Source organism: Micromonospora maris AB-18-032 (genome assembly GCF_000204155.1).
GTDB lineage: Bacteria > Actinomycetota > Actinomycetes > Mycobacteriales > Micromonosporaceae > Micromonospora > Micromonospora gifhornensis.
Genome location: NC_015434.1, coordinates 4,111,727 through 4,129,048 on the forward strand (window position 1 = coordinate 4,111,727; position 17,322 = coordinate 4,129,048).

The 17,322-nt window shown below is 71.0% G+C and carries 19 protein-coding genes; 9 read left to right on the top strand and 10 right to left on the bottom strand.

Annotated features, from left to right (window positions below; genetic code table 11):
- Positions 1-4 precede the first annotated feature (4 nt).
- Complete coding sequence (locus VAB18032_RS18185; protein WP_013734346.1) at positions 5-841, bottom strand: undecaprenyl-diphosphate phosphatase; 837 nt, start codon at positions 839-841, stop codon at positions 5-7.
- Positions 838-1,890, bottom strand: coding sequence for an LLM class F420-dependent oxidoreductase (locus VAB18032_RS18190; RefSeq protein WP_013734347.1), 1,053 nt, complete (start codon positions 1,888-1,890; stop codon positions 838-840). Before VAB18032_RS18190 ends, VAB18032_RS18185 begins: the two co-directional genes overlap by 4 nt.
- Before the next feature lie 138 nt (positions 1,891-2,028).
- On the opposite strand from VAB18032_RS18190, the gene VAB18032_RS18195 reads away from it, so the two are divergent.
- Entirely contained in the window at positions 2,029-3,000 is a 972-nt protein-coding gene (locus tag VAB18032_RS18195; RefSeq protein WP_013734348.1) for an aldo/keto reductase, read from the top strand.
- A 69-nt stretch (positions 3,001-3,069) separates the two neighbouring features.
- A complete protein-coding gene (locus VAB18032_RS18200) occupies positions 3,070-3,261 on the top strand; it encodes a DUF5703 family protein (RefSeq protein ID WP_013734349.1) in 192 nt (63 codons plus the stop codon).
- Between the two features lie 24 nt (positions 3,262-3,285).
- Here VAB18032_RS18200 and VAB18032_RS18205 read toward each other — a convergent pair whose 3' ends face one another.
- Entirely contained in the window at positions 3,286-4,011 is a 726-nt protein-coding gene (locus VAB18032_RS18205) for a YoaK family protein (RefSeq protein ID WP_013734350.1), read from the bottom strand.
- A gap of 287 nt (positions 4,012-4,298) precedes the next feature.
- Between VAB18032_RS18205 and VAB18032_RS18210 the strand changes: the two genes are divergently transcribed.
- Positions 4,299-6,317 carry a helix-turn-helix transcriptional regulator gene (locus tag VAB18032_RS18210; protein ID WP_013734351.1) on the top strand — a complete coding sequence of 673 codons (2,019 nt, stop codon included), beginning with the start codon at positions 4,299-4,301 and terminating at the stop codon, positions 6,315-6,317.
- Between the two features lie 74 nt (positions 6,318-6,391).
- Here VAB18032_RS18210 and VAB18032_RS18215 read toward each other — a convergent pair whose 3' ends face one another.
- Positions 6,392-7,537 (bottom strand): cupin domain-containing protein, encoded by a 1,146-nt coding sequence (locus VAB18032_RS18215; protein ID WP_013734352.1) that lies wholly within the window; start codon positions 7,535-7,537, stop codon positions 6,392-6,394.
- Positions 7,521-7,766: a hypothetical protein gene (locus VAB18032_RS18220; RefSeq protein ID WP_013734353.1), complete on the bottom strand. Its 246-nt coding sequence runs from the start codon at positions 7,764-7,766 to the stop codon at positions 7,521-7,523. The genes VAB18032_RS18215 and VAB18032_RS18220 overlap by 17 nt, the downstream gene beginning before the upstream one ends.
- A gap of 319 nt (positions 7,767-8,085) precedes the next feature.
- Here VAB18032_RS18220 and VAB18032_RS18225 point away from each other — a divergent pair, with 319 nt between their 5' ends.
- Complete coding sequence (locus VAB18032_RS18225) at positions 8,086-8,736, top strand: DUF1275 family protein (protein WP_232510822.1); 651 nt, start codon at positions 8,086-8,088, stop codon at positions 8,734-8,736.
- A gap of 71 nt (positions 8,737-8,807) precedes the next feature.
- Here VAB18032_RS18225 and VAB18032_RS18230 read toward each other — a convergent pair whose 3' ends face one another.
- Positions 8,808-9,455, bottom strand: a complete 648-nt coding sequence (locus VAB18032_RS18230; RefSeq protein WP_013734355.1) for a hypothetical protein — start codon at positions 9,453-9,455, stop codon at positions 8,808-8,810.
- Between the two features lie 56 nt (positions 9,456-9,511).
- Complete coding sequence (locus VAB18032_RS18235) at positions 9,512-10,840, bottom strand: M20/M25/M40 family metallo-hydrolase (RefSeq protein WP_013734356.1); 1,329 nt, start codon at positions 10,838-10,840, stop codon at positions 9,512-9,514.
- Positions 10,841-10,993: 153 nt separating this feature from the next.
- Here VAB18032_RS18235 and VAB18032_RS18240 point away from each other — a divergent pair, with 153 nt between their 5' ends.
- From VAB18032_RS18240 to VAB18032_RS18250, 3 genes are all read left to right on the top strand, one after another.
- Positions 10,994-11,593: a hemerythrin domain-containing protein gene (locus VAB18032_RS18240; protein WP_013734357.1), complete on the top strand. Its 600-nt coding sequence runs from the start codon at positions 10,994-10,996 to the stop codon at positions 11,591-11,593.
- Between the two features lie 77 nt (positions 11,594-11,670).
- Positions 11,671-12,669: a LysR family transcriptional regulator gene (locus VAB18032_RS18245; RefSeq protein WP_013734358.1), complete on the top strand. Its 999-nt coding sequence runs from the start codon at positions 11,671-11,673 to the stop codon at positions 12,667-12,669.
- 19 nt (positions 12,670-12,688) lie between these two features.
- The gene (locus VAB18032_RS18250) at positions 12,689-12,925 is read left to right on the top strand and encodes a hypothetical protein (protein WP_013734359.1); all 237 of its coding nucleotides are present in this window, start codon (positions 12,689-12,691) and stop codon (positions 12,923-12,925) included.
- A gap of 58 nt (positions 12,926-12,983) precedes the next feature.
- On the opposite strand, the gene VAB18032_RS18255 is transcribed toward VAB18032_RS18250, so the two are convergent.
- Genes VAB18032_RS18255 through VAB18032_RS18260 form a run of 3 tightly spaced genes read right to left on the bottom strand, consistent with a single transcriptional unit; the run spans position 12,984 to position 16,084 of the window.
- Positions 12,984-13,334, bottom strand: coding sequence for a DUF3140 domain-containing protein (locus VAB18032_RS18255; RefSeq protein ID WP_013734360.1), 351 nt, complete (start codon positions 13,332-13,334; stop codon positions 12,984-12,986).
- Positions 13,334-13,498, bottom strand: coding sequence for a hypothetical protein (locus tag VAB18032_RS32350; RefSeq protein ID WP_013734361.1), 165 nt, complete (start codon positions 13,496-13,498; stop codon positions 13,334-13,336). The genes VAB18032_RS18255 and VAB18032_RS32350 overlap by 1 nt, the downstream gene beginning before the upstream one ends.
- A gap of 30 nt (positions 13,499-13,528) precedes the next feature.
- Positions 13,529-16,084, bottom strand: coding sequence for an ATP-dependent Clp protease ATP-binding subunit (locus VAB18032_RS18260; protein ID WP_013734362.1), 2,556 nt, complete (start codon positions 16,082-16,084; stop codon positions 13,529-13,531).
- Positions 16,085-16,442: 358 nt separating this feature from the next.
- Here VAB18032_RS18260 and VAB18032_RS18265 point away from each other — a divergent pair, with 358 nt between their 5' ends.
- Together VAB18032_RS18265 and VAB18032_RS18270 are read left to right on the top strand one after the other, a co-directional pair.
- Positions 16,443-16,820 carry a hypothetical protein gene (locus tag VAB18032_RS18265; protein WP_013734363.1) on the top strand — a complete coding sequence of 126 codons (378 nt, stop codon included), beginning with the start codon at positions 16,443-16,445 and terminating at the stop codon, positions 16,818-16,820.
- A 240-nt stretch (positions 16,821-17,060) separates the two neighbouring features.
- Complete coding sequence (locus tag VAB18032_RS18270) at positions 17,061-17,321, top strand: hypothetical protein (RefSeq protein WP_013734364.1); 261 nt, start codon at positions 17,061-17,063, stop codon at positions 17,319-17,321.
- Position 17,322: the final 1 nt, after the last annotated feature.

The window sequence follows — 17,322 nt, forward strand, 5'->3', positions numbered from 1 at the left end:
CCGGTCAGGTAGCGCTGATCGTCCCGGTCATCAGGAGGGCGAGGACGAGGGTGCCGACCGCCACCCGGTAGAGCACGAAGACGTACAACGTGTGGTGGGCGACGTAGCGCAACAGCCAGGCGATGGCCGCGTAGCCGACCGCGAACGCGATGAGCGTGGCGACGACCATCTGCGCGACGCTGGGCACCGAGGTACCCGGGGCGGCGGGCTCGAAGACGTCACCGAGGCTGAAGATCCCGGACATCACCACTGCCGGGATGGCCAGCAGGAACGAGTACCTGGCGGCCGTCTCCCGGGTCAGGTTGAGGAACAGGCCGAAGGTCAGCGTCGCGCCGGAGCGGGACACACCGGGGATGAGCGCCAGCGCCTGGGCGAAACCCATGACCACGCCGTCGCGCATCCGGAAGTCCTTCAGGGTCCGGGTCTGCCGGCCCCAGTACTCGGCGAAGGCCAGGATGAAGGCGAACACGATCAGGGTGGTGGCGACCACCCACAGGTTGCGGGCGGTCTCCCGGATCTGATCCTTGAACAGGAAGCCGAACAGACCGATCGGGATGGAGCCGACGATCACGTACCAGCCCATCCGGTAGTCGAGGCTGGAACGGACCGACGAGTCCCAGATCCCGACCGTCCAGGTCCGGCCGATGCGCCAGATGTCCTTGGCGAAGTAGAGCAGGACGGCCGCCTCGGTGCCCAGCTGGGTCACCGCGGTGAAGGAGGCGCCCGCGTCCTGGTCGAAGAAGATCGCCGAGGTGATCCGCAGGTGCCCCGAGGAGCTGACCGGCAGGAACTCGGTCAGGCCCTGGACGATGCCCAGGACGATGGCTTCGATCCAGGTCACTCCCCGACTCCCGAGAGCTCCAGGGCTTCGGCGACGGTACGCAGCGTCTGCACCCCGCTGTCCCGATCGGCCACGAAGAGCGTCACCGACAGGGTGGTCACGCCGGCCTCGGCGTACTCGCGCATCCGCTCGGCGATGCGCTCCTTCGGCCCGAGCAGCGACGTCCGGTCGATGAACTCCAGCGGCACCGCGGCGGCGGCGTCGCGCTGCCGCTTGGCCAGGTAGAGGTCCTGGACCTCGCGGGCGGCGTCGCCGTAGCCCATCCGGGTGGCGAGCTGGTTGTAGAAGTTCTGCTCCCGGCTGCCCATGCCGCCGACGTACAGGGCGGCGTACCAGCGGACCAGTTCGGCGCAGGAGGCGACGTCGTCGCCGACCACGACCGGCACGGAGGGCACCACGTCGAAGCCGGCGAGTTCCTTACCGGCGCGGGCCCGACCGGCGGTCACCGAGGCGAGTTGCTCCTGGGCGTACTCGGGGGCATAGAAGATGGCCAGCCAGCCGTCGGCGATCTCGCCGGCCAGTTCCAGGTTCTTCGGCCCGACCGCGGCCAGGTAGATCGGGATGTGCTCGCGCGGCGGGTGGAAACCCAGCCGCAGCGCCTTGCCGGGCCCGTCGGGCAGCGGCAGGGTGTAGAACTGGCCGTCGTAGCTGACTTCCTTGCGGGCCACCGCCAGCTTGACGATGTCGACGTACTCCCGGGTGCGGGCCAGGGGCTTGCCGAAGCGTACGCCGTGCCAGCCCTCGGAGACCTGCGGCCCGGAGACGCCCAGGCCGAGCCGGAACCGGCCGCCGGAGAGGGTGTCGATGGTGGCGGCGGTCATCGCGGTCATCGCCGGTGTCCGGGCGGGAATCTGCATCACGGCGCTGCCGATGTCGATCCGCTCGGTCTGCCCGGCCATCCAGGCGAGCATGCTCGGCGAGTCGGAGCCGTACGCCTCCGCCGCCCACACCACGGAGTAACCGAGCCGGTCCGCCTCCTGAGCCAGGGCCAGATGATCAGCCGGCGTGCTCCACGCTGTCTGGTATCCGAGGCTTAGCCCGAGTCGCACAGAGTCCTCCCCTATCCGCAGTCGCATCAGGTTACGCAATGGTGGCGGTAGGGACGATCACCGGCTCACCCCGAATCGCGAGCAGACTCGGCAGGAGCGAGGATATCGGTCTGGCCCGGTTCGAAATAAGGTTCAACCATGCAGCAGCGACCGCTCGGCCGAAGCGGGCTGGCGGTTTCCCGGCTCGCGCTCGGCACCATGACCTGGGGTCGGGACACCGACGCCGACGACGCGGCCGCCCAACTGAAGAGTTACCTCGACGCGGGTGGAAACCTCGTCGACACCGCAGACGTGTACGGCGACGGTGACGCCGAGTCGGTGATCGGCTCGCTGCTGGGCGGTCTGGTGCCGCGCGAGGAGTTGCTCATCGCCACCAAGGCCGGCCTGCGGCCCGGCGGCAGCCGGCGCCGGGACGGTTCCCGGGGGCATCTGCTGCGTACGCTGGACGCCTCGCTGCGGCGGCTGGGCACCGACTACGTCGACCTGTTCCAGGTGCACGGCTACGACCCGCAGACCCCGCTGGAGGAGACCCTGGCCGCGCTGGACCACGCGGTGGCCAGCGGTCGGGTCCGCTACGTCGGCGTGTCGAACTTCTCCGGTTGGCAGACGGCCCGGGCGGCGGCCTGGCAGGCGGCCTGGCCGGGGCGGGCGCCGGTGGTGGCCGCTCAGGTGGAGTACTCGCTGCTGGAGCGGGGGGTGGAGCGGGAGGTGCTGCCGGCCTGCGACGCGCTCGGGCTGGGTGTGCTGCCGTGGTCGCCGCTGGGTCGAGGGGTGCTGACCGGTAAGTACCGGCACGGTCGGCCGGCCGACTCCCGGGCGGTCTCGCCCCATTTCGAGCGGTTCGTCGCCACCTATCTGGAGCCGCGCTGCTCCAGCATCGTGGAGGCGGTGGCGACCGCGGCGGGGGGCCTGGGGGTGTCGCCGTTGGAGGTGGCGCTGGCCTGGATCCGGGACCGGCCCGGGGTGACCGCGCCGATCCTCGGCGCCCGCACCTGCGGGCAGCTGCTCGGTGCGCTGCAGGTGGAGCGGATGACCCTGCCCGAGGAGATCACCACGGCGCTGGACGACGTCTCGGCGGTGGAGGTCGGCTACCCCGAGCGCGACGGCTGACCCGCACGTCCGAGGCGAGGTCAGCCCCAGGGTGGCGGTATGGGGGTCGGGCTGGGCAGCATAGGGCTCATGGACTACGAGTACGCGCCGCTGCGGCTGCCGCCGAACGTCGACCGGTTGACCGCCGCGGCGCAGTTGGCGATTCAGGCGGAATTCTCCGGCTGGGAGTTGGCCCGGGTACGGCTGTACCGGGACGGCACCCGACAGGTGGTACTGCGCCGCCGCCGGGTCAACCAGCCACAGCCGGGACTGTCGTACTGAGAGTGGGCGCGGCCCACGGGTGGGTCACGACCGGTGCCGCACCAGGGGTGCCACGGCCAGCAGGGCGACGGTCGCCCAGGCCGGCACCCACAGCGGTCGGTGCTGTGCCACAGTCCCGAACGCACCACCCACCGCGTAACCGGCGAGCGTCCACACACCGAGCAGGAAGCCCTTCCTGGCCCTGGTCCGACCCGTCGGTGGGCCGAGCAGCCAGCCCACGATCCGTTCGCCGGTCTTCGCCACCGTGCCCGACTGGTAGGTGATGGTGGTGGCCACCCCGGCGGTGCGGACGAACAGCGTGGCCAGGGCACCCATCGCGAACCCGCCGACAGCCGCCAGCAGCGCCCGGAGCTGCGGACTGTCCCGGCCGTACTCGAACACCACGTTGAGCGCCGTCCACAGCGCGACGGCGGCCACGGCGACGGCAAGCCCACGGGACACCGGCGACCATCGACTGTCCACCGCGCGTAGCCGGCTGGTCAGGCCCGTTCCGACGATGAACGCCAGCATCGACGCGGCCGCCGTCGGCCAGGCCGGATGCCCACCGGCCGGTCCGACGCCCAGGAACAGGACGTTGCTGGACTGGTTACCCACGAAGGCCCCGTAACGCAGGAAAGCGAAGGCGTCCAGGAAACCGGCGACCACCGTGGTCACGCCCAGCACCACCATCGGATGGCGGAACTCGCGGTACGTGTCCTCCAGGTCCGGCCCGGACCGATTCGCCTCAGCAGGCGGTTCGGCACGTGACATCGGTTCTCCACACCTGGCTGTCCGTTCGGGCGGTCCCGTGGGGTTCGGCGTCGTTGCGACGGGTGCCGATGACTTCGCAACTTACCGAACCACGGTTACCGAATGGGTGGATACCACCGAATAGCCGGGGTACCGAAAACGGCGGACCGGCCGAATTTTCCTCGCGTGCATCTCGGTTTCCGGTCCGAATCCGACCCTCGTGTGGTTAGCCTCGCCATAACGGCTCCCGACTGTCAGTGGCGGTCCGAGAGTCGAATTCGGGGAGGCACTGACCAAAGGTGATTGCGATGCCCGAGGCATCCGTGCAACGTCCCAAGATGTCCACCGGCGGGTCACCGGCGACAAGCGATATCGAGCGGTACGTCCTGCGGGTGGTCGCCATCGCCGACGCGCCCTGCGAACTCTGGTTCCTCGACCGGCTGCTGGCCCACGCGGGCGTACCGACCTGGCCGACGCTGGACGCCACGCTGGAAGACCTGCTCTGTCGGGGAACGCTCGTCGACAGCCCGGCCGGCCTGCGACTGGCCTCGCCGCGACTGCGCGACGCGGTGCTGGCCGAGACTCCGGTGTCGACCCAGCGGGGACTGCGGGAGAGCGCCGCCGAGGCGCTGGCCGACGCCGGCCGCCCGGCCCAGGCCGCCCGCCACCTGCTGCGGGCCATGCCGACGACGGCGCAGCGCGCCCGCGCACTGGCCGCCCGACTGGCGACCGATCCGGCGGTGGGTCCGACCCTCTCGGCGGACCTGCTGCTCGCGGGCGGGCCACCCGGCACGGCCGATCGACTCCTGGACTGGCTCGTCGCCACCGCCGACAACCTCTTCCTCGCCGGGCGGCTCGCCGAGGCCATGCACCTGCTGCGCACCGAACTGGCCGTCGACCGGTACGGCCCATGCCAGCGCGCCCTGCTGCTGGGCCGGCTCGGCGCCTACTACGCCACCCGGCGTCCCTCGCTGTCGATGACCTACCTGGAACGGGCGCTGGACCAACACCTGGACGGCGCGCAGCGCAGCTGGACGCTCGCCATGCGGGCGTCGGTGGCCGCCCGGTTCGGCTACGACGACAGCGGTGATCTGCTGGCCGAGGCGCAGCAGGCACATCGTGCCGTTCCCACCGCCGACGGCGAGATCCGGCTGGCCCTGGCGCGGGCGGCCCGGGCCACGGCCGCCGCCGACCTGCCCAGCGCCAGCCGGATCCTGCAGGACGTCGACGCCGACGCGCCAGCAGCCCGCAGCCAACTGGTCTTCCTGCGGGTCGACCGGATCGCCAACCAGCTCTCCCTCGGCCGGTACACCGACGCACGAAGCGCCCTCGATGCCGTCACCGACGAGATCGACACGCTCGGTGGCGTGGCTCGACCGCTGGTCACCGCGCTGGACTGCGTTGCTCGCCTGGCGGTGGGCGAGTTCGCCGAGGCCGGGGCACGAGCCCGGCTGGCCCTCGACGGGCCGCAGGCCGACGCGCTGACCGACGAAGCCCGCGCCACCCTGCTCGCCACCGTCGTGGAGGACCTGCTGCGTCGCGGCGAAGTCTCGATGGCCCGGGCCCTGCTGACGCCGGAGAAGCCGGCATTGGCCTGGCCGGACGGCCTCCAGTGGTTCCACCTGGGCGCCGCCGCGGCCGCAGACCCCGAACCCGAACGGCACGCTCCCCTGCTCAGGGCGATCCTGGAGATGTCGAACCGGTCGGCGGCTCCCCTGCTGCTGGTGCCGCACCACGGCCCGCGACTGGTCCGCACCGCCCTGCTGCTCGGCGACCGGCAGCACGCCCAGATCCTCTCCAGCCACCTGAAACGGGTCGCCGGCACGGTGAACAACCGGCTCTGGCAGGGCATCGCCCATCATGCCGACGGGATCATCACCGGTGATCCCGCGGCGCTGGCCACGGCGGTGGCCCGGCTGCGTACCACGGCGGCACGTCCGGCGCTGGCCGATGCGCTGTTCGAGTTGGGCCGGTCGGCACGCGTACCGCGGGAGGAGGCGATCGACGTCCTCGACGAGTGCGCCGCCCTCTACGCGCGGCTCGGCGCCACCGGCGACCACGACCGGGCACGGCAGCACCGCCAGCAGCTCGGCGCCGGTACGCGCACCCGCAACGCGGTCCGACCCGACGGGCCTGCCGCACTGACCCCCGCCGAGGCGCGGGTCGCCGAACTGCTCGCCGGTGGCGCGACGAAACAGCAGGCCGCCGCCGAACTCTTCATCTCGTTCCACACCGTGGACACCCACCTACGGGCGATCTACACCAAGCTCGGCATCCGGAGTCGGGTACAGCTGGCCCGCCTCTGGGACGCCCGCCCGCCCTCCTGACCCCCGACGGACGCGGACGCGCGGACACCACGACCGGGCGTGCTGGTCGTGGTGTCCGCGTACGCGGCTCGTCCTCAGTGCCGCTGCACGGCGTTCTTCACCTTCGGCAGCACCTCGATGACCTGCCGCTGCATGTTGAGGGTGTCGGCCACGACCTGCGGCGGCACGTTGGCCAGCCACTGTGCCAGTGACATGTCCTCGAACTTCGCGGTGCGGAACAGTTCCAGGTAGACGAACGGCTCGTCGCCGAGGTTCTCGATGTAGTGGCCCAGCGAGATCGGCACGTAGCCGACGTCACCGCGTTGCAGGTTGAACGTCCGGGCCGTGGAGCCGCCGCTGAAGACCCCCATCCGGCCCTGGCCGGAGATGACGTACTGCATCTCGGCGCCGTTGGGGTGCCAGTGCAGTTCCCGCATCGCGCCCGGCTCCAACTCCACCATCGCCACCGTCGTGGTGGTCGCGGCGGCGAAGTTGGTCGAGTCGGCGATGCGTACGCTGCCGCCCTCGAACCGCTCCGGCGTCTGGGCGAGGAACGCGTGCTTGAAGGTCCGCGGCACGTCGCCGGTGGGGCTGAAGACCCGCTGCTCGGCCAGCGGCGGAGGCACCTGCCCGTGGAACATGTACTTCTCGCGTTCCGGCAGGTTGCGCATCTGTTCCTCGGTCCAGCCGAAGTTCTTCGCGATCACCGACCTGGGCACGTGCGCGAGGAAGTCGGTCAGCTGGAAGGTGGCGTCCTCGGAGTAGCACCCGTCGTCGAAGACCAGGAGGAACTCCATGCCCTCCTCGAAGGCCTGGATGTAGTGCGGGATGCCCGCCGGGAAGTACCAGAGGTCGCCTTCCTTGACGTCTTCGAGGAAGTTGCGTCCCTCCTGGTCCACCGCGCCGATGCGGCCGCTGCCCTTGAGGATGATCGACCACTCGGACTGGATGTGCCAGTGCAGTTCCCGGTACGCCCCCGGGTCGAGCTTCATGTCGATGATCGCCAGGTCGTGCGCGATCGGCAGGAGTCGGTCGGTGACCTCCCGGGTCCAGCCGCCGCTTTCCCGCCGGGTGTGGGCCAGCGAGAACGGGAACACCATGTTGGGCAGCAGACCGTCGTCGGTCGACGGCGGGGTGACCAGGTCGGGATGGGTGTCGTCGATTGCCGGGTTACGCGGAAGGGTTCCGACAAGTGACCCGTTGCCGTTCGAGTGCATCCCGAACTCATCGGACTTGCGCATCGCGAACAACCTCTCGTTGAGGGGCAGCCATCTTGGCGACCCGGGATGGGACGAAGAGCGCGCGGACCCGCCCAGTGCCCTGGAGCGCGACCGCGAGTGGGATCGCGGCACAGAGGAAGGCGGCTGCCGCGATGCTCCAGATCGGCGCGTCGATGACGACTCCGACAGCGGCCAGAGCGGCGAACGAATAGAACTTGACACGCAGTCCGGCCATGGAAACCACATCCATCGCGGACCTCCTTCGTCGTGGAGAAAACGCCGAAAACGACAGACGTCCGGGAGTCAAGGCACGCCAACCAGCGCCCACAACTGCGATCCTGACGCGGAGGCGACCGATACGGAATAACGCGATCGCGCCATTCGGCCGATTGCGACCTGGCGCGCAGACCATTGCGGGGCGTGGGCGAATCGACGCCGTTTACGCGATTACCGGTCGGGTAGTGTGCGCAATGTCCAGTCGCCAGAACAGAACCGGACCATCAGGCCGGCCGTCACCGCAACGATGGAACACCACGCAACTCGACTTTCGGTTTCCGTTGTTCGCCCTGATGTTGGGCACCGGCCTGGCTGGCGTGGTCGACGCCTTCGCGTTTCTGCGGTACAAGGTGTTCGTCGGGATCCAGACCGGCAATGTGGCCTTCGTCGGCATGGGTCTGGCCGGGCACCTTCCGGCGTGGCCGTCCGCGGTGGCGTCGCTCGTCGCATTCGGCCTGGGTGGTCTGCTCGGTGCCGGGTTGCGGAAGTTCCCCTCGATCGGTCCGCTGCGGCCACCCGGGTGGGAACTGCTGGCCCTGCTGGCCCTGCTGGTCCTCTGGGGTCTGGTCGACCGGTCGCTCGACTCGGGTCGGGACTCGTTGACCGAACGCACGATCCTGACCGCCCTGTGCGCCTTCCCCGTCGGCATCCTCGGTGGGCTGGTCACCCGTACCTTCGGGGTGCAGACCGCCACGTCGTTCCAGACCGGTACGGTGCTGCGGACCACCCGGGGTCTCGCCGACTGGATCTTCGAGCGCGGTGACACCAGCGGTGCCCGACGGATCGCCGGGCTCGGCCTGCTGTGTCTGGCGAGCTACGCGATCGGCGGTTACGTCGGCGCGGCCAGCGAGCAACGCCCGATCGTCACCTACGTGATCGCCTGGGCGCTGATCGTGGTGATGTTCGTCCTTGCGCTGTTGAAGCGACAGTCGCGAACGCCCTGAGACGAGCGACACCGCACCGACGCCGAGCCGGCGCCGTCCTCGCGGACGACGCCGGCTCGGCGGTATCGGTGTCAGTGCGCGTGCTCGGCCTCGTCGTCGAGGAACGGGTGCTCGTCGAGACGCCCGACGAGCCGGTCGTCAGCGGCCGGCTGAAACGGGCCGACCGGGTCGTCGTCGTCGAACGACTCCAGGTCGACCGGGGTGCCGACCTCGCTGACCATGACGACGCCGTCGAGCGGCTCCAGCTCGGGCACGTCCAGCGCGGACAGCGAGCCGTCGCCGCTCTGCAACAGCTCCAGCACCGCCTCGCCGACGCCCTCCACCGGCGGCACCTCCTCCTCGGCCGGGATGCCCTCGCGCCGGGCCGCCTCGGCGACGCGGATCAGCGCGGAGACGCTCGGCACCCGGTAGTCACGCCGCTGCCGTACCGAGATCACCTGGGGGTGCGGGTCGGTGGGCTCGACCCCGTCGGCCCCGGCGAAGCGCTGGTCGACCTCGTCCGGGTCGATCGACTCGACATCCCACGGGGTGACCTCACCGAAGGCGTCCATGAGTTGCTCGTCGTAGGCGAAGGACGCGTTGTTCAGCGCGACGTACGCCCGCCAGACGTCGTCATCGTCGATCCGGCCCTGCGCGGCGCGGACGGCGGCCAGGTGGTGACGGGCCGCTTCGATCACGCGCTCGAGAGCGGCATCCAGCTCACCGTGCTGGTCGGTCATAGGAGGCGTCCCTTTCAGGCTGTTTCCGTGATGTCCTGCCCCAACCGGGCGTGACATCAGCAGGTACGCAGGAACCGGTCGAGAACCCGCACGCCGAACTGTAGTCCGTCCACCGGAACCCGCTCGTCGATGCCATGGAACAACGCCGAGAAGTTCAGGTCGGCCGGCAGTCGCAGCGGCGCGAAGCCGAAGCAGCGGATGCCCAGTTGCGAGAACGCCTTGGCATCGGTGCCGCCGGAGAGCATGTACGGCACCGGGTGCGCACCCGGATCCTCGGCGCGCAGCGCGGCCGACATGGCCTCGACCAGGTCGCCGTCGAAGGTGGTCTCCAGCGCCGGCTGACGTTGGATGTACTCGATCGCGATGTCCGGGCCGATCAGCTCCCGCAGCTGCCGCTCCAGCAGCTCGGACTGCCCGGGCAGGCTACGGCAGTCGATGGTGGCGCTGGCGCTGCCGGGGATGACGTTCTCCTTGTACCCGGCGGCGAGCCGGGTGGGGTTGGCCGTGTTGCGGATGGTCGCGCCGATGATGTTGGCGATCGGGCCGAGCTTGGCGATCGCCGTCTCCGGGTCCTCCGGGTCCAGCTCGATGCCGAGCAGCTCGGACACCTCTTCCAGGAAAGCCCGGACGGTGTCGGTGACCACCACCGGGAAGCGGTGCCGCCCGATCCGGGCCACCGCCTCGGCCAGCGCGGTGACCGCGTTGTCGTCGTGCACCATCGAGCCGTGCCCGGGCCGCCCCTTGGCGTGCAGGCGCAGCCAGTCGATGCCCTTCTCGGCGGTCTCGATCAGATACAGCCGCCGTGACTCGTCCACCGTGTACGAGAAGCCGCCGACCTCGCCGATGGCCTCGGTGCAGCCGTCGAACAGCTCGCGGTGCCGGCTGGCGAGGAAGTGCGCGCCGTAGTCACTGCCCGCCTCCTCGTCGGCGGTGTACGCCAGCACGATGTCGCGGGGCGGGCGCACGCCGGTGCGCTGCCAGTGGCGTACCACCGCCAGGACCATCGCGTCGAAGTCCTTCATGTCGATGGCGCCCCGACCCCACAGGTAGCCGTCGCGCAGCTCGCCGGAGAAGGGGTGCACCGACCACTCGTCGGGGTCGGCCGGCACGACGTCCAGGTGGCCGTGCACGAGCAGCGCTCCCCGACTGGGATCGGTGCCGGGGATCCGGGCGATCACGTTGGCCCGACCCGGCGCGGACTCGTGCAGCACCGATTCGACGCCGACCTCCGCCAGCTTCTCCGCGACGTACTCGGCGGCGAGCCGCTCGCCCGTGCTGGTGGCGTTGTCGCCCGTGTTCGTGGTGTCGATACGCAGCAGGTCCCGGCAGAGGTCGACGACCTCGTCGGTCGGCGCGGGAAGGGCGGGGTGGGCGTCACTCGTCATCGCCTCTTCATACCAGCCGCAGGTCACGCCCAGGCAGCGCCGGTCCAGCCCGCCCCCTCGGCGGGAGGCGTTTCGGGGCGGACGGGTGCGGGTACTGCCCCGCGCCGAGGTTGCAATATCATCGGCGCTCCACCCGCCCGCCGAGGAGGGACCGTGTCCGTCCACCTGCCGCCGCTACCCCCCACTCCCGGCGACGGCTACCAGCCCGCCGGGCGTAGCATCGCCGCCACCATCGCCGAGGAGCACCAGCAGCTGCTGGCGTTGACCCACCGGCTGGTCGAGCCCGGCCCGGATCCCGCGCACGGGCGGGAGATCCTCGTCGCCGCCCTGTCCCGGCACCTGTCGGCCGAGGAGCAGTACCTGCTGCCCGCCGTCCGCCAGGCACTGCCCGACGCCGACGAACCGGTCGCCGAGGTGCTGGCCGGTGACACCGCCCTGCTGATGGCGCTGCGAGGGCTGACCGACGACCGGCTGGCGATGGTCGCCCAACTGGTCGAGACGCACGTGACGGCGGTCGACGCGCTGGTGCAGCGGTTGTGTGACGCCGCCACCGAGGAGGAGCTGGTTCGGCTCGGCAACCGGCTGGAGATCGCCGAGGAGGCCGCGCCCACCCGCCCGCACCCCGGCGTCCCGCACACCCCGCCGTGGAACCGCATCGTCGAGCCGGCGGTGGCGCTTGTCGACAAGCTCCGCGACGCGGTCACCGGTCGACACACACAGCTGAGCGAGTTGAAGGATCTGCCACCACGCTGAGTGAGCCAGGACATGTTCATGGTCGTTGATTCGTCCAGGCACTACCGCCAACTGCTCCGTGGCCCTACCGTCACGCTATGAATCTGGAGTTGCGCCACCTGCGGGTGGTCTGCGCGATCGCGGAGACCGGGAGCGTGACCAAGGCGGCCTCGACTCTCGGCCTGGCTCAACCGGCGCTGACCGCCCAGCTCCAGCGCATCGAGCGGACCCTGGGCGGGCCGCTGTTCGAACGGGACCGCCGAGGGGCCCGGCCCACCGCGCTCGGCGAGCTGGTGCTGGCCCGGGCCCGGGTGCTGCTGCCGGCGATGAAGGGCCTGCAGGACGAGGCGGCCCGGCTGGCCGGCGCGGGGGACGCGCCGCGCCGCTACCGCTTCGGCGGGGTGAACAGCCCGATCCTGGGACGGCTGGTGCACCGGCTCGCCGCCGAGCAGCCACAGGCCCAGATCACCACGTACGCGTCCTGGTCGGTGGACGAGTTGGCCCAACTGGTCGCCGGTGGGCGGTTGGACTACGCGTTGACCGGGGTGTGCGGCGACTCCACCCCGTCGGCCGACTACGGGTTGAGCTGGCGGGAGGTCGCCGTCGACCCGGTCATGGTGCTGCTGCCGGAGACGCATCCGCAGGCCGAGCAGGACGATGTGGCGCTGGCCGACCTGCGCCACGAACAGTGGGTGGCGGCGCCGGGCGACGGCTGCTTCGGCGACTGCTTCGCCGCTGCCTGCGCCCGCGCCGGCTTCACCCCCCGCAAGGTGTACGAGGCCGATGTGCGCGGCTGCATCGACCTGGTGGACGCCGGTGAGGCGGTGGCGTTGTGCCAGGCCACGTTCCGGCCGGTGGCCGGGTTGGTGACCCGGCGGTTGGCCGGTACGCCGCTGCGTTGGCGGCTGATGCTGGGCTGGCATCCCGAGTCTCCCGCCGCCCGGATGGCCGACCTGGTGCTGGAGACGGCGCTGACCTCGTACACCGACTCGCTCGCCCCGCATCCGGCGTACCTGGCCTGGTTGTTGCGCAACCCGTCGTTCGGTTTGCGGTCGACGGTGCCGGTGGTGGTCGACCCGCGGGTGCGAACGGCCTGATGGTGGGTAAAGGGCGGCCATGACCGACCTCTATCCCGCCGCCGACGACCGCGAGGTCCTGCGCGAGGCGGCCGCGCGGCACACCACCGCGGTGCGGGACGTGGAAGCGTTCCTCCGCCGGTTGCCGGAGGTGCCCGACCCGGCCGACCTGACCGAGTACGCCAACCTGATCACCCGTGAGGAGCAGGCCCGCGCCGACCGGCAGGCCGCCGCGGACGCGGCCGGGCTGGACTTCCCCAGCCTGGGCACCGAGTAGCGCCGACACCGCCGTCGCGGCCCGAACCGGGGCCGTGACGGCGGTGTCGTGGGTCGGCCTACCGCTCGACGAGTACGTCGTGTCCGAGGTCGAGCAGGGAGTGCCGCCACTCGTCGTCGGCGTTGCCCCGGCTGGGTCTGGCGGCGGTCAGATCCCGGATGCGGTCCACCGCCTCGCGCATCACCTCGATGTCCTCCGGCGTCAGGTCGACCTTGCGTTTGCGCAGCACGGCGAGGATCTGCCGGCCCGGTTCGGGCAGGTCCAGGTCCGGGTTCGGGCCGAACGCCTCCTCGCCGGAGCCGCGGGTCAGCAGCCACTGCCGAAGCTGTTCGGACGGCACGTTGACCTCGGCGTGGAAGTCTTCCCAGAGCACTTCCACCTCGGGGTCGAGTCGCTGTTCGCGTACCATCAGCCCTCCTCTGCCGACGGCAACCCGGGTGTCTCCGGGTGCCCTTTGTCGATCCGCCCGTCCGGCCCCTCCGCCGGCACCTGCACCCGGGCGGGGTTGGCCGTCGGCGGCGCCACGATCGGGTCGGCACGGTCGTCGTCGCGGATCTCCTCCGGTTCGGTCATCTGTTCCCTCCCCGTGCAGGGACATTCCGGTCAGCGCGGATGCGTGGTCGAGGCGGCCGTGTGGGCGCGTGACCCGGCCGACACGTCGAAGCTGAGCTGACCGTCCTGGGCGTCGACGGTGACCTTCTGGCCCGGGGAGAGTTGCTGTTCCAGCAGCATCCGGGACAGCTGGTTGTCCACCTCGCGCTGGATGATCCGGCGCAACGGTCGGGCGCCGAACTCCGGTTGGTAGCCGTGCTCGGCGAGCCAGTCGACACCGGCGGTGGTGAAGTCCACCTCGATGTCCTGGGCGTGCAACCGGCGGCGGGTCTCCTCCAGCAGCAGCCCGGTGATCTGGCGCAGCTGCGCGGCCTCCAACCGCCGGAAGATGATCACTTCGTCGATGCGGTTGAGGAACTCCGGACGGAAGTTCTCCTGCAACCGGCGCATCAGGCGTTCCCGCAGCTCGTCGCTCTCCTGGTCGCTGCCGGGCGCGCCGGCACCGAAGCCGACGGCCCGCTGACTACCGGTGATCAGCTCGGAGCCGAGGTTGCTCGTCATGATCAGGACGGTGTTCTTGAAATTGACCGTCCGACCCTGGCTGTCGGTGAGCCGCCCGTCGTCGAGCACCTGCAACAGGATGTTGAACACGTCGGGGTGCGCCTTCTCGATCTCGTCGAGCAGCACCACCGCGTACGGGCGGCGGCGCACCGCCTCGGTGAGCTGGCCGGCCTCCTCGTACCCGACGTAGCCGGGTGGGGCGCCGACGAGCCGGCTGACCGTGTGGCGTTCCTGGAACTCGCTCATGTCCACCCGGACCATCCGGTCCGCCTCGCCGAACAACGCCTCGGCCAACGCTCGGGCCAGTTCGGTCTTGCCCACGCCGGTGGGCCCGAGGAACAGGAAGCTGCCCATCGGACGGTGCGGGTCGGCCAACCCGGTACGCGACCTGCGTACCGCCTCGGCGACCGCGTTGACCGCGTCGTCCTGCCCGATGACCTTCTCGTGCAGGTGGCCCTCCAGGCGCAGCAGCCGGTCCCGTTCCTCCTCGGTGAGCTGGCTGGCGGGGATGCCGGTGGCCCGGGAGACCACCTCGGCGATCTCGTCCGGCCCCACCTCGGGCACCTGGCTGCCGGTGCCTTCGTCGCCGCGGGCGCGGCCGACCTGCTCCTCCAACTCGGCGACCCGGTCACGCAGGGCGGAGGCGCGCTCGTACTGCTCGTCGGCGACCGCCTGCTCCTTGTCCCGGCGTACCTCTTCGAGTTGCTGTTCCAGGTCGCGGACGTCGGCCGCGGGGGTGCGGGTGCGCAGCCGCACCCGGGCGCCGGCCTGGTCGATCAGGTCGATCGCCTTGTCCGGCAGGTACCGGTCGGTGATGTAGCGGTCGGAGAGTTCGGCGGCGGCGACCAGCGCCTCGTCGGTGAACCGCACCTGGTGGTGCGCCTCGTAGCGGTCGCGCAGGCCGCGCAGGATGGCCACGGTGTCCTCGACGCTGGGCTCGGGTACGAACACCGGCTGGAAGCGGCGGGCCAGCGCGGCGTCCTTCTCGATGCTGCGCCGGTACTCGTCGAGGGTGGTCGCGCCGATCACCCGCAACTCGCCCCGGGCCAGGGCCGGTTTGAGCATGTTCGAGGCGTCCATGCCGCCCTCGCTGCCGGCGCCGCCCGCACCGACCAGGGTGTGGATCTCGTCCAGGAAGATGATCAGCTCCTCCCGGTGCGCCCGGATCTCGTCGATCACCTTCTTCAGCCGCTCCTCGAAGTCGCCCCGGTAGCGGGTGCCGGCCACCAGACCGGCCAGGTCGAGTTGGATGACCCGCTTGCCGAGCAGGGTCTGCGGCACGTCACCGTCGCAGATCCGCTCGGCCAGGCCCTCCACGATCGCGGTCTTGCCGACGCCGGCCTCACCGATGAGCACCGGGTTGTTCTTGGTCCGCCGGGACAGGATCTCCACCGCCTGCTCGATCTCGGCGGCCCGCCCGATGACCGGGTCGATCTGGTCGTTACGGGCCAACTCGGTGAGATCCTGGCCGTACTGGTCGAGGGTGGGGGTGCCGCGATCCGGGCGCGGGTTGGTCATCGGGCCGCGCTCGGCGTTGGCGGCCTGCAACGACTCCGGCTGGATCCGGCCCGCGGCGAGCATCCGCCCGGCCGGCGACTCCGGATTCAGCGGCAGCGCCATCAGGATGTGCTCGGGGCCGATGTAGTTCGCACCCATCGCCCGGGACAGTTGGTGGGCGTCCAGCAGAGCCCGCTTGGCTGCCGGGGTCAACGACAGGTTCGGCGGCACCTCACCCTGTGGGGCACCGTCACCGCGCCCACCCAGGGCGTTGATCAGGGTGTCCGGGTCCGCGCCGGCGCGGCGTACCAGGTCCCGCAGCGGTTCGCGTTGCAGCGCGGCCCAGAGCAGGTGGTCGGTGTCCAGGTCGTTGCTCTTCTTCTGCGCCGCCCGGCGTGCGGCGTCGGCCAGCATCTCCCGGGCGTCGGCGGTCATCAGCCGGGTGATGTCGACCCGGTGCGCGGGCCGCCGCCCGCCCTCGCCCCGGCCGAAGTACCGGGCCAGGAACTCGTCCCACGGGTCCGAACCGAAGTCGCCGGGTCCAATCATGTCTGTCCTCCGCGGTCGGGCGCGAGACGGGTCGGCACCGGCTACCCGGCCCTCGGCCGGACAAACGCCGCCCGCCCGCACCACCGGCACGAGCGAGGCCGCCGGCAGAAGTCTTGATCGACTCGCTGCCGGCGGGCAGGGCAGCGGGCATGATCGACTCGGTTTCGCCGTAGTGGCGGTATCCACGGCAGCGGGATACCGCCACTACGCCGAAACTGTCGGCGCACAACGGCCGGTCGTCGCCCATGGCGATGTCCGCCGGAGCGGGATGCCGCCATCACGCCGATACGGCGGGCACCGGTTGGTCGCTCGGCGCGGCGCTCGCGCGGGACGACCGGCCGGGTGGCATGGTGAGCCGATGAACGCGACTCCGCTGCTCATCGTGGACGCCGCCAACGTGGTCGGATCCCGGCCGGACGGCTGGTGGCGGGACCGCGCCGGGGCGACCGCCCGACTGCGCGACACCCTGGTGCCGCTGGGTGGGCAGGGCGTGCCGCCGGAACTACCCCCGCCGGTCGAAGTGGTGCTGGTCGTGGAGGGTGCGGCCCGCGAGGTACCCGGGGTCGACGGGGTGCGGGTGGTCTCCGCCGCCGGCTCCGGCGACGACGCGGTGGTCGAGTTGGTTGCCGGAGCCGGCGACCGCCGTCGTCTGGTGGTCACCGCCGACCGCGCGTTGCGGGACCGGGTCACCGTGCTCGGTGCCGAGGTGTACGGCCCACGCTGGCTCCGCCCCTGACCCGGCCCGCGTCGACTGCGGCCCCGCCAGTCCGGCCCGCGGTGGCTTCGGCCCGGACCGGCTGCCGACCGTGTCTCGATCACTGTTGGTGATCTTCCGACCCCGGGTCCCACGAATCGGACTCACGTCTCCCGTGGTCGACAACCGGTCAGCTGGGCAGCAACACTGACAGGGCGGATGTTCGTTTCCCAACCGGCATAGGCTCTAATGGAGTCCTCCCCGCCCCCAGGAGGTTCCCGCGTGGCGAGCGTCGCCGAGCTCAAGGCAGCCATCGACATAGCGCTCCAACAGATCGGTGACGGCCAGAGCGCCGTGCAGGCTGCCGGCGAGAAACTGGCCGAGGCGCAGCAGACGCTCGCCGGCGCGTTGGAGGGCAGTGGACACACCACCGTCGAGGCGGCGCAGGCGTCGCTGACCCAGGCCAGTCAGGAGCTTGAGGAGTGCCTCGCCGCGACGCTCGTCGCGGTCGAGCAGGCCCAGCAGTACGTCGCGACGCTGTAGG

Bases quoted from the DNA above. Each gene is read 5' to 3' on its own strand.
- VAB18032_RS18195 (WP_013734348.1), top strand. From the start codon at position 2,029: ATGCAGCAGCGACCGCTCGGCCGAAGCGGGCTGGCGGTTTCCCGGCTC.
- VAB18032_RS18200 (WP_013734349.1), top strand. From the start codon at position 3,070: ATGGACTACGAGTACGCGCCGCTGCGGCTGCCGCCGAACGTCGACCGG.
- VAB18032_RS18205 (WP_013734350.1), bottom strand. From the start codon at position 4,011: ATGTCACGTGCCGAACCGCCTGCTGAGGCGAATCGGTCCGGGCCGGAC.
- VAB18032_RS18210 (WP_013734351.1), top strand. From the start codon at position 4,299: ATGCCCGAGGCATCCGTGCAACGTCCCAAGATGTCCACCGGCGGGTCA.
- VAB18032_RS18215 (WP_013734352.1), bottom strand. From the start codon at position 7,537: ATGCGCAAGTCCGATGAGTTCGGGATGCACTCGAACGGCAACGGGTCA.
- VAB18032_RS18220 (WP_013734353.1), bottom strand. From the start codon at position 7,766: ATGGATGTGGTTTCCATGGCCGGACTGCGTGTCAAGTTCTATTCGTTC.
- VAB18032_RS18225 (WP_232510822.1), top strand. From the start codon at position 8,086: ATGTTGGGCACCGGCCTGGCTGGCGTGGTCGACGCCTTCGCGTTTCTG.
- VAB18032_RS18230 (WP_013734355.1), bottom strand. From the start codon at position 9,455: ATGACCGACCAGCACGGTGAGCTGGATGCCGCTCTCGAGCGCGTGATC.
- VAB18032_RS18235 (WP_013734356.1), bottom strand. From the start codon at position 10,840: ATGACGAGTGACGCCCACCCCGCCCTTCCCGCGCCGACCGACGAGGTC.
- VAB18032_RS18245 (WP_013734358.1), top strand. From the start codon at position 11,671: ATGAATCTGGAGTTGCGCCACCTGCGGGTGGTCTGCGCGATCGCGGAG.
- VAB18032_RS18250 (WP_013734359.1), top strand. From the start codon at position 12,689: ATGACCGACCTCTATCCCGCCGCCGACGACCGCGAGGTCCTGCGCGAG.
- VAB18032_RS18255 (WP_013734360.1), bottom strand. From the start codon at position 13,334: ATGGTACGCGAACAGCGACTCGACCCCGAGGTGGAAGTGCTCTGGGAA.
- VAB18032_RS32350 (WP_013734361.1), bottom strand. From the start codon at position 13,498: ATGACCGAACCGGAGGAGATCCGCGACGACGACCGTGCCGACCCGATC.
- VAB18032_RS18260 (WP_013734362.1), bottom strand. From the start codon at position 16,084: ATGATTGGACCCGGCGACTTCGGTTCGGACCCGTGGGACGAGTTCCTG.
- VAB18032_RS18265 (WP_013734363.1), top strand. From the start codon at position 16,443: ATGAACGCGACTCCGCTGCTCATCGTGGACGCCGCCAACGTGGTCGGA.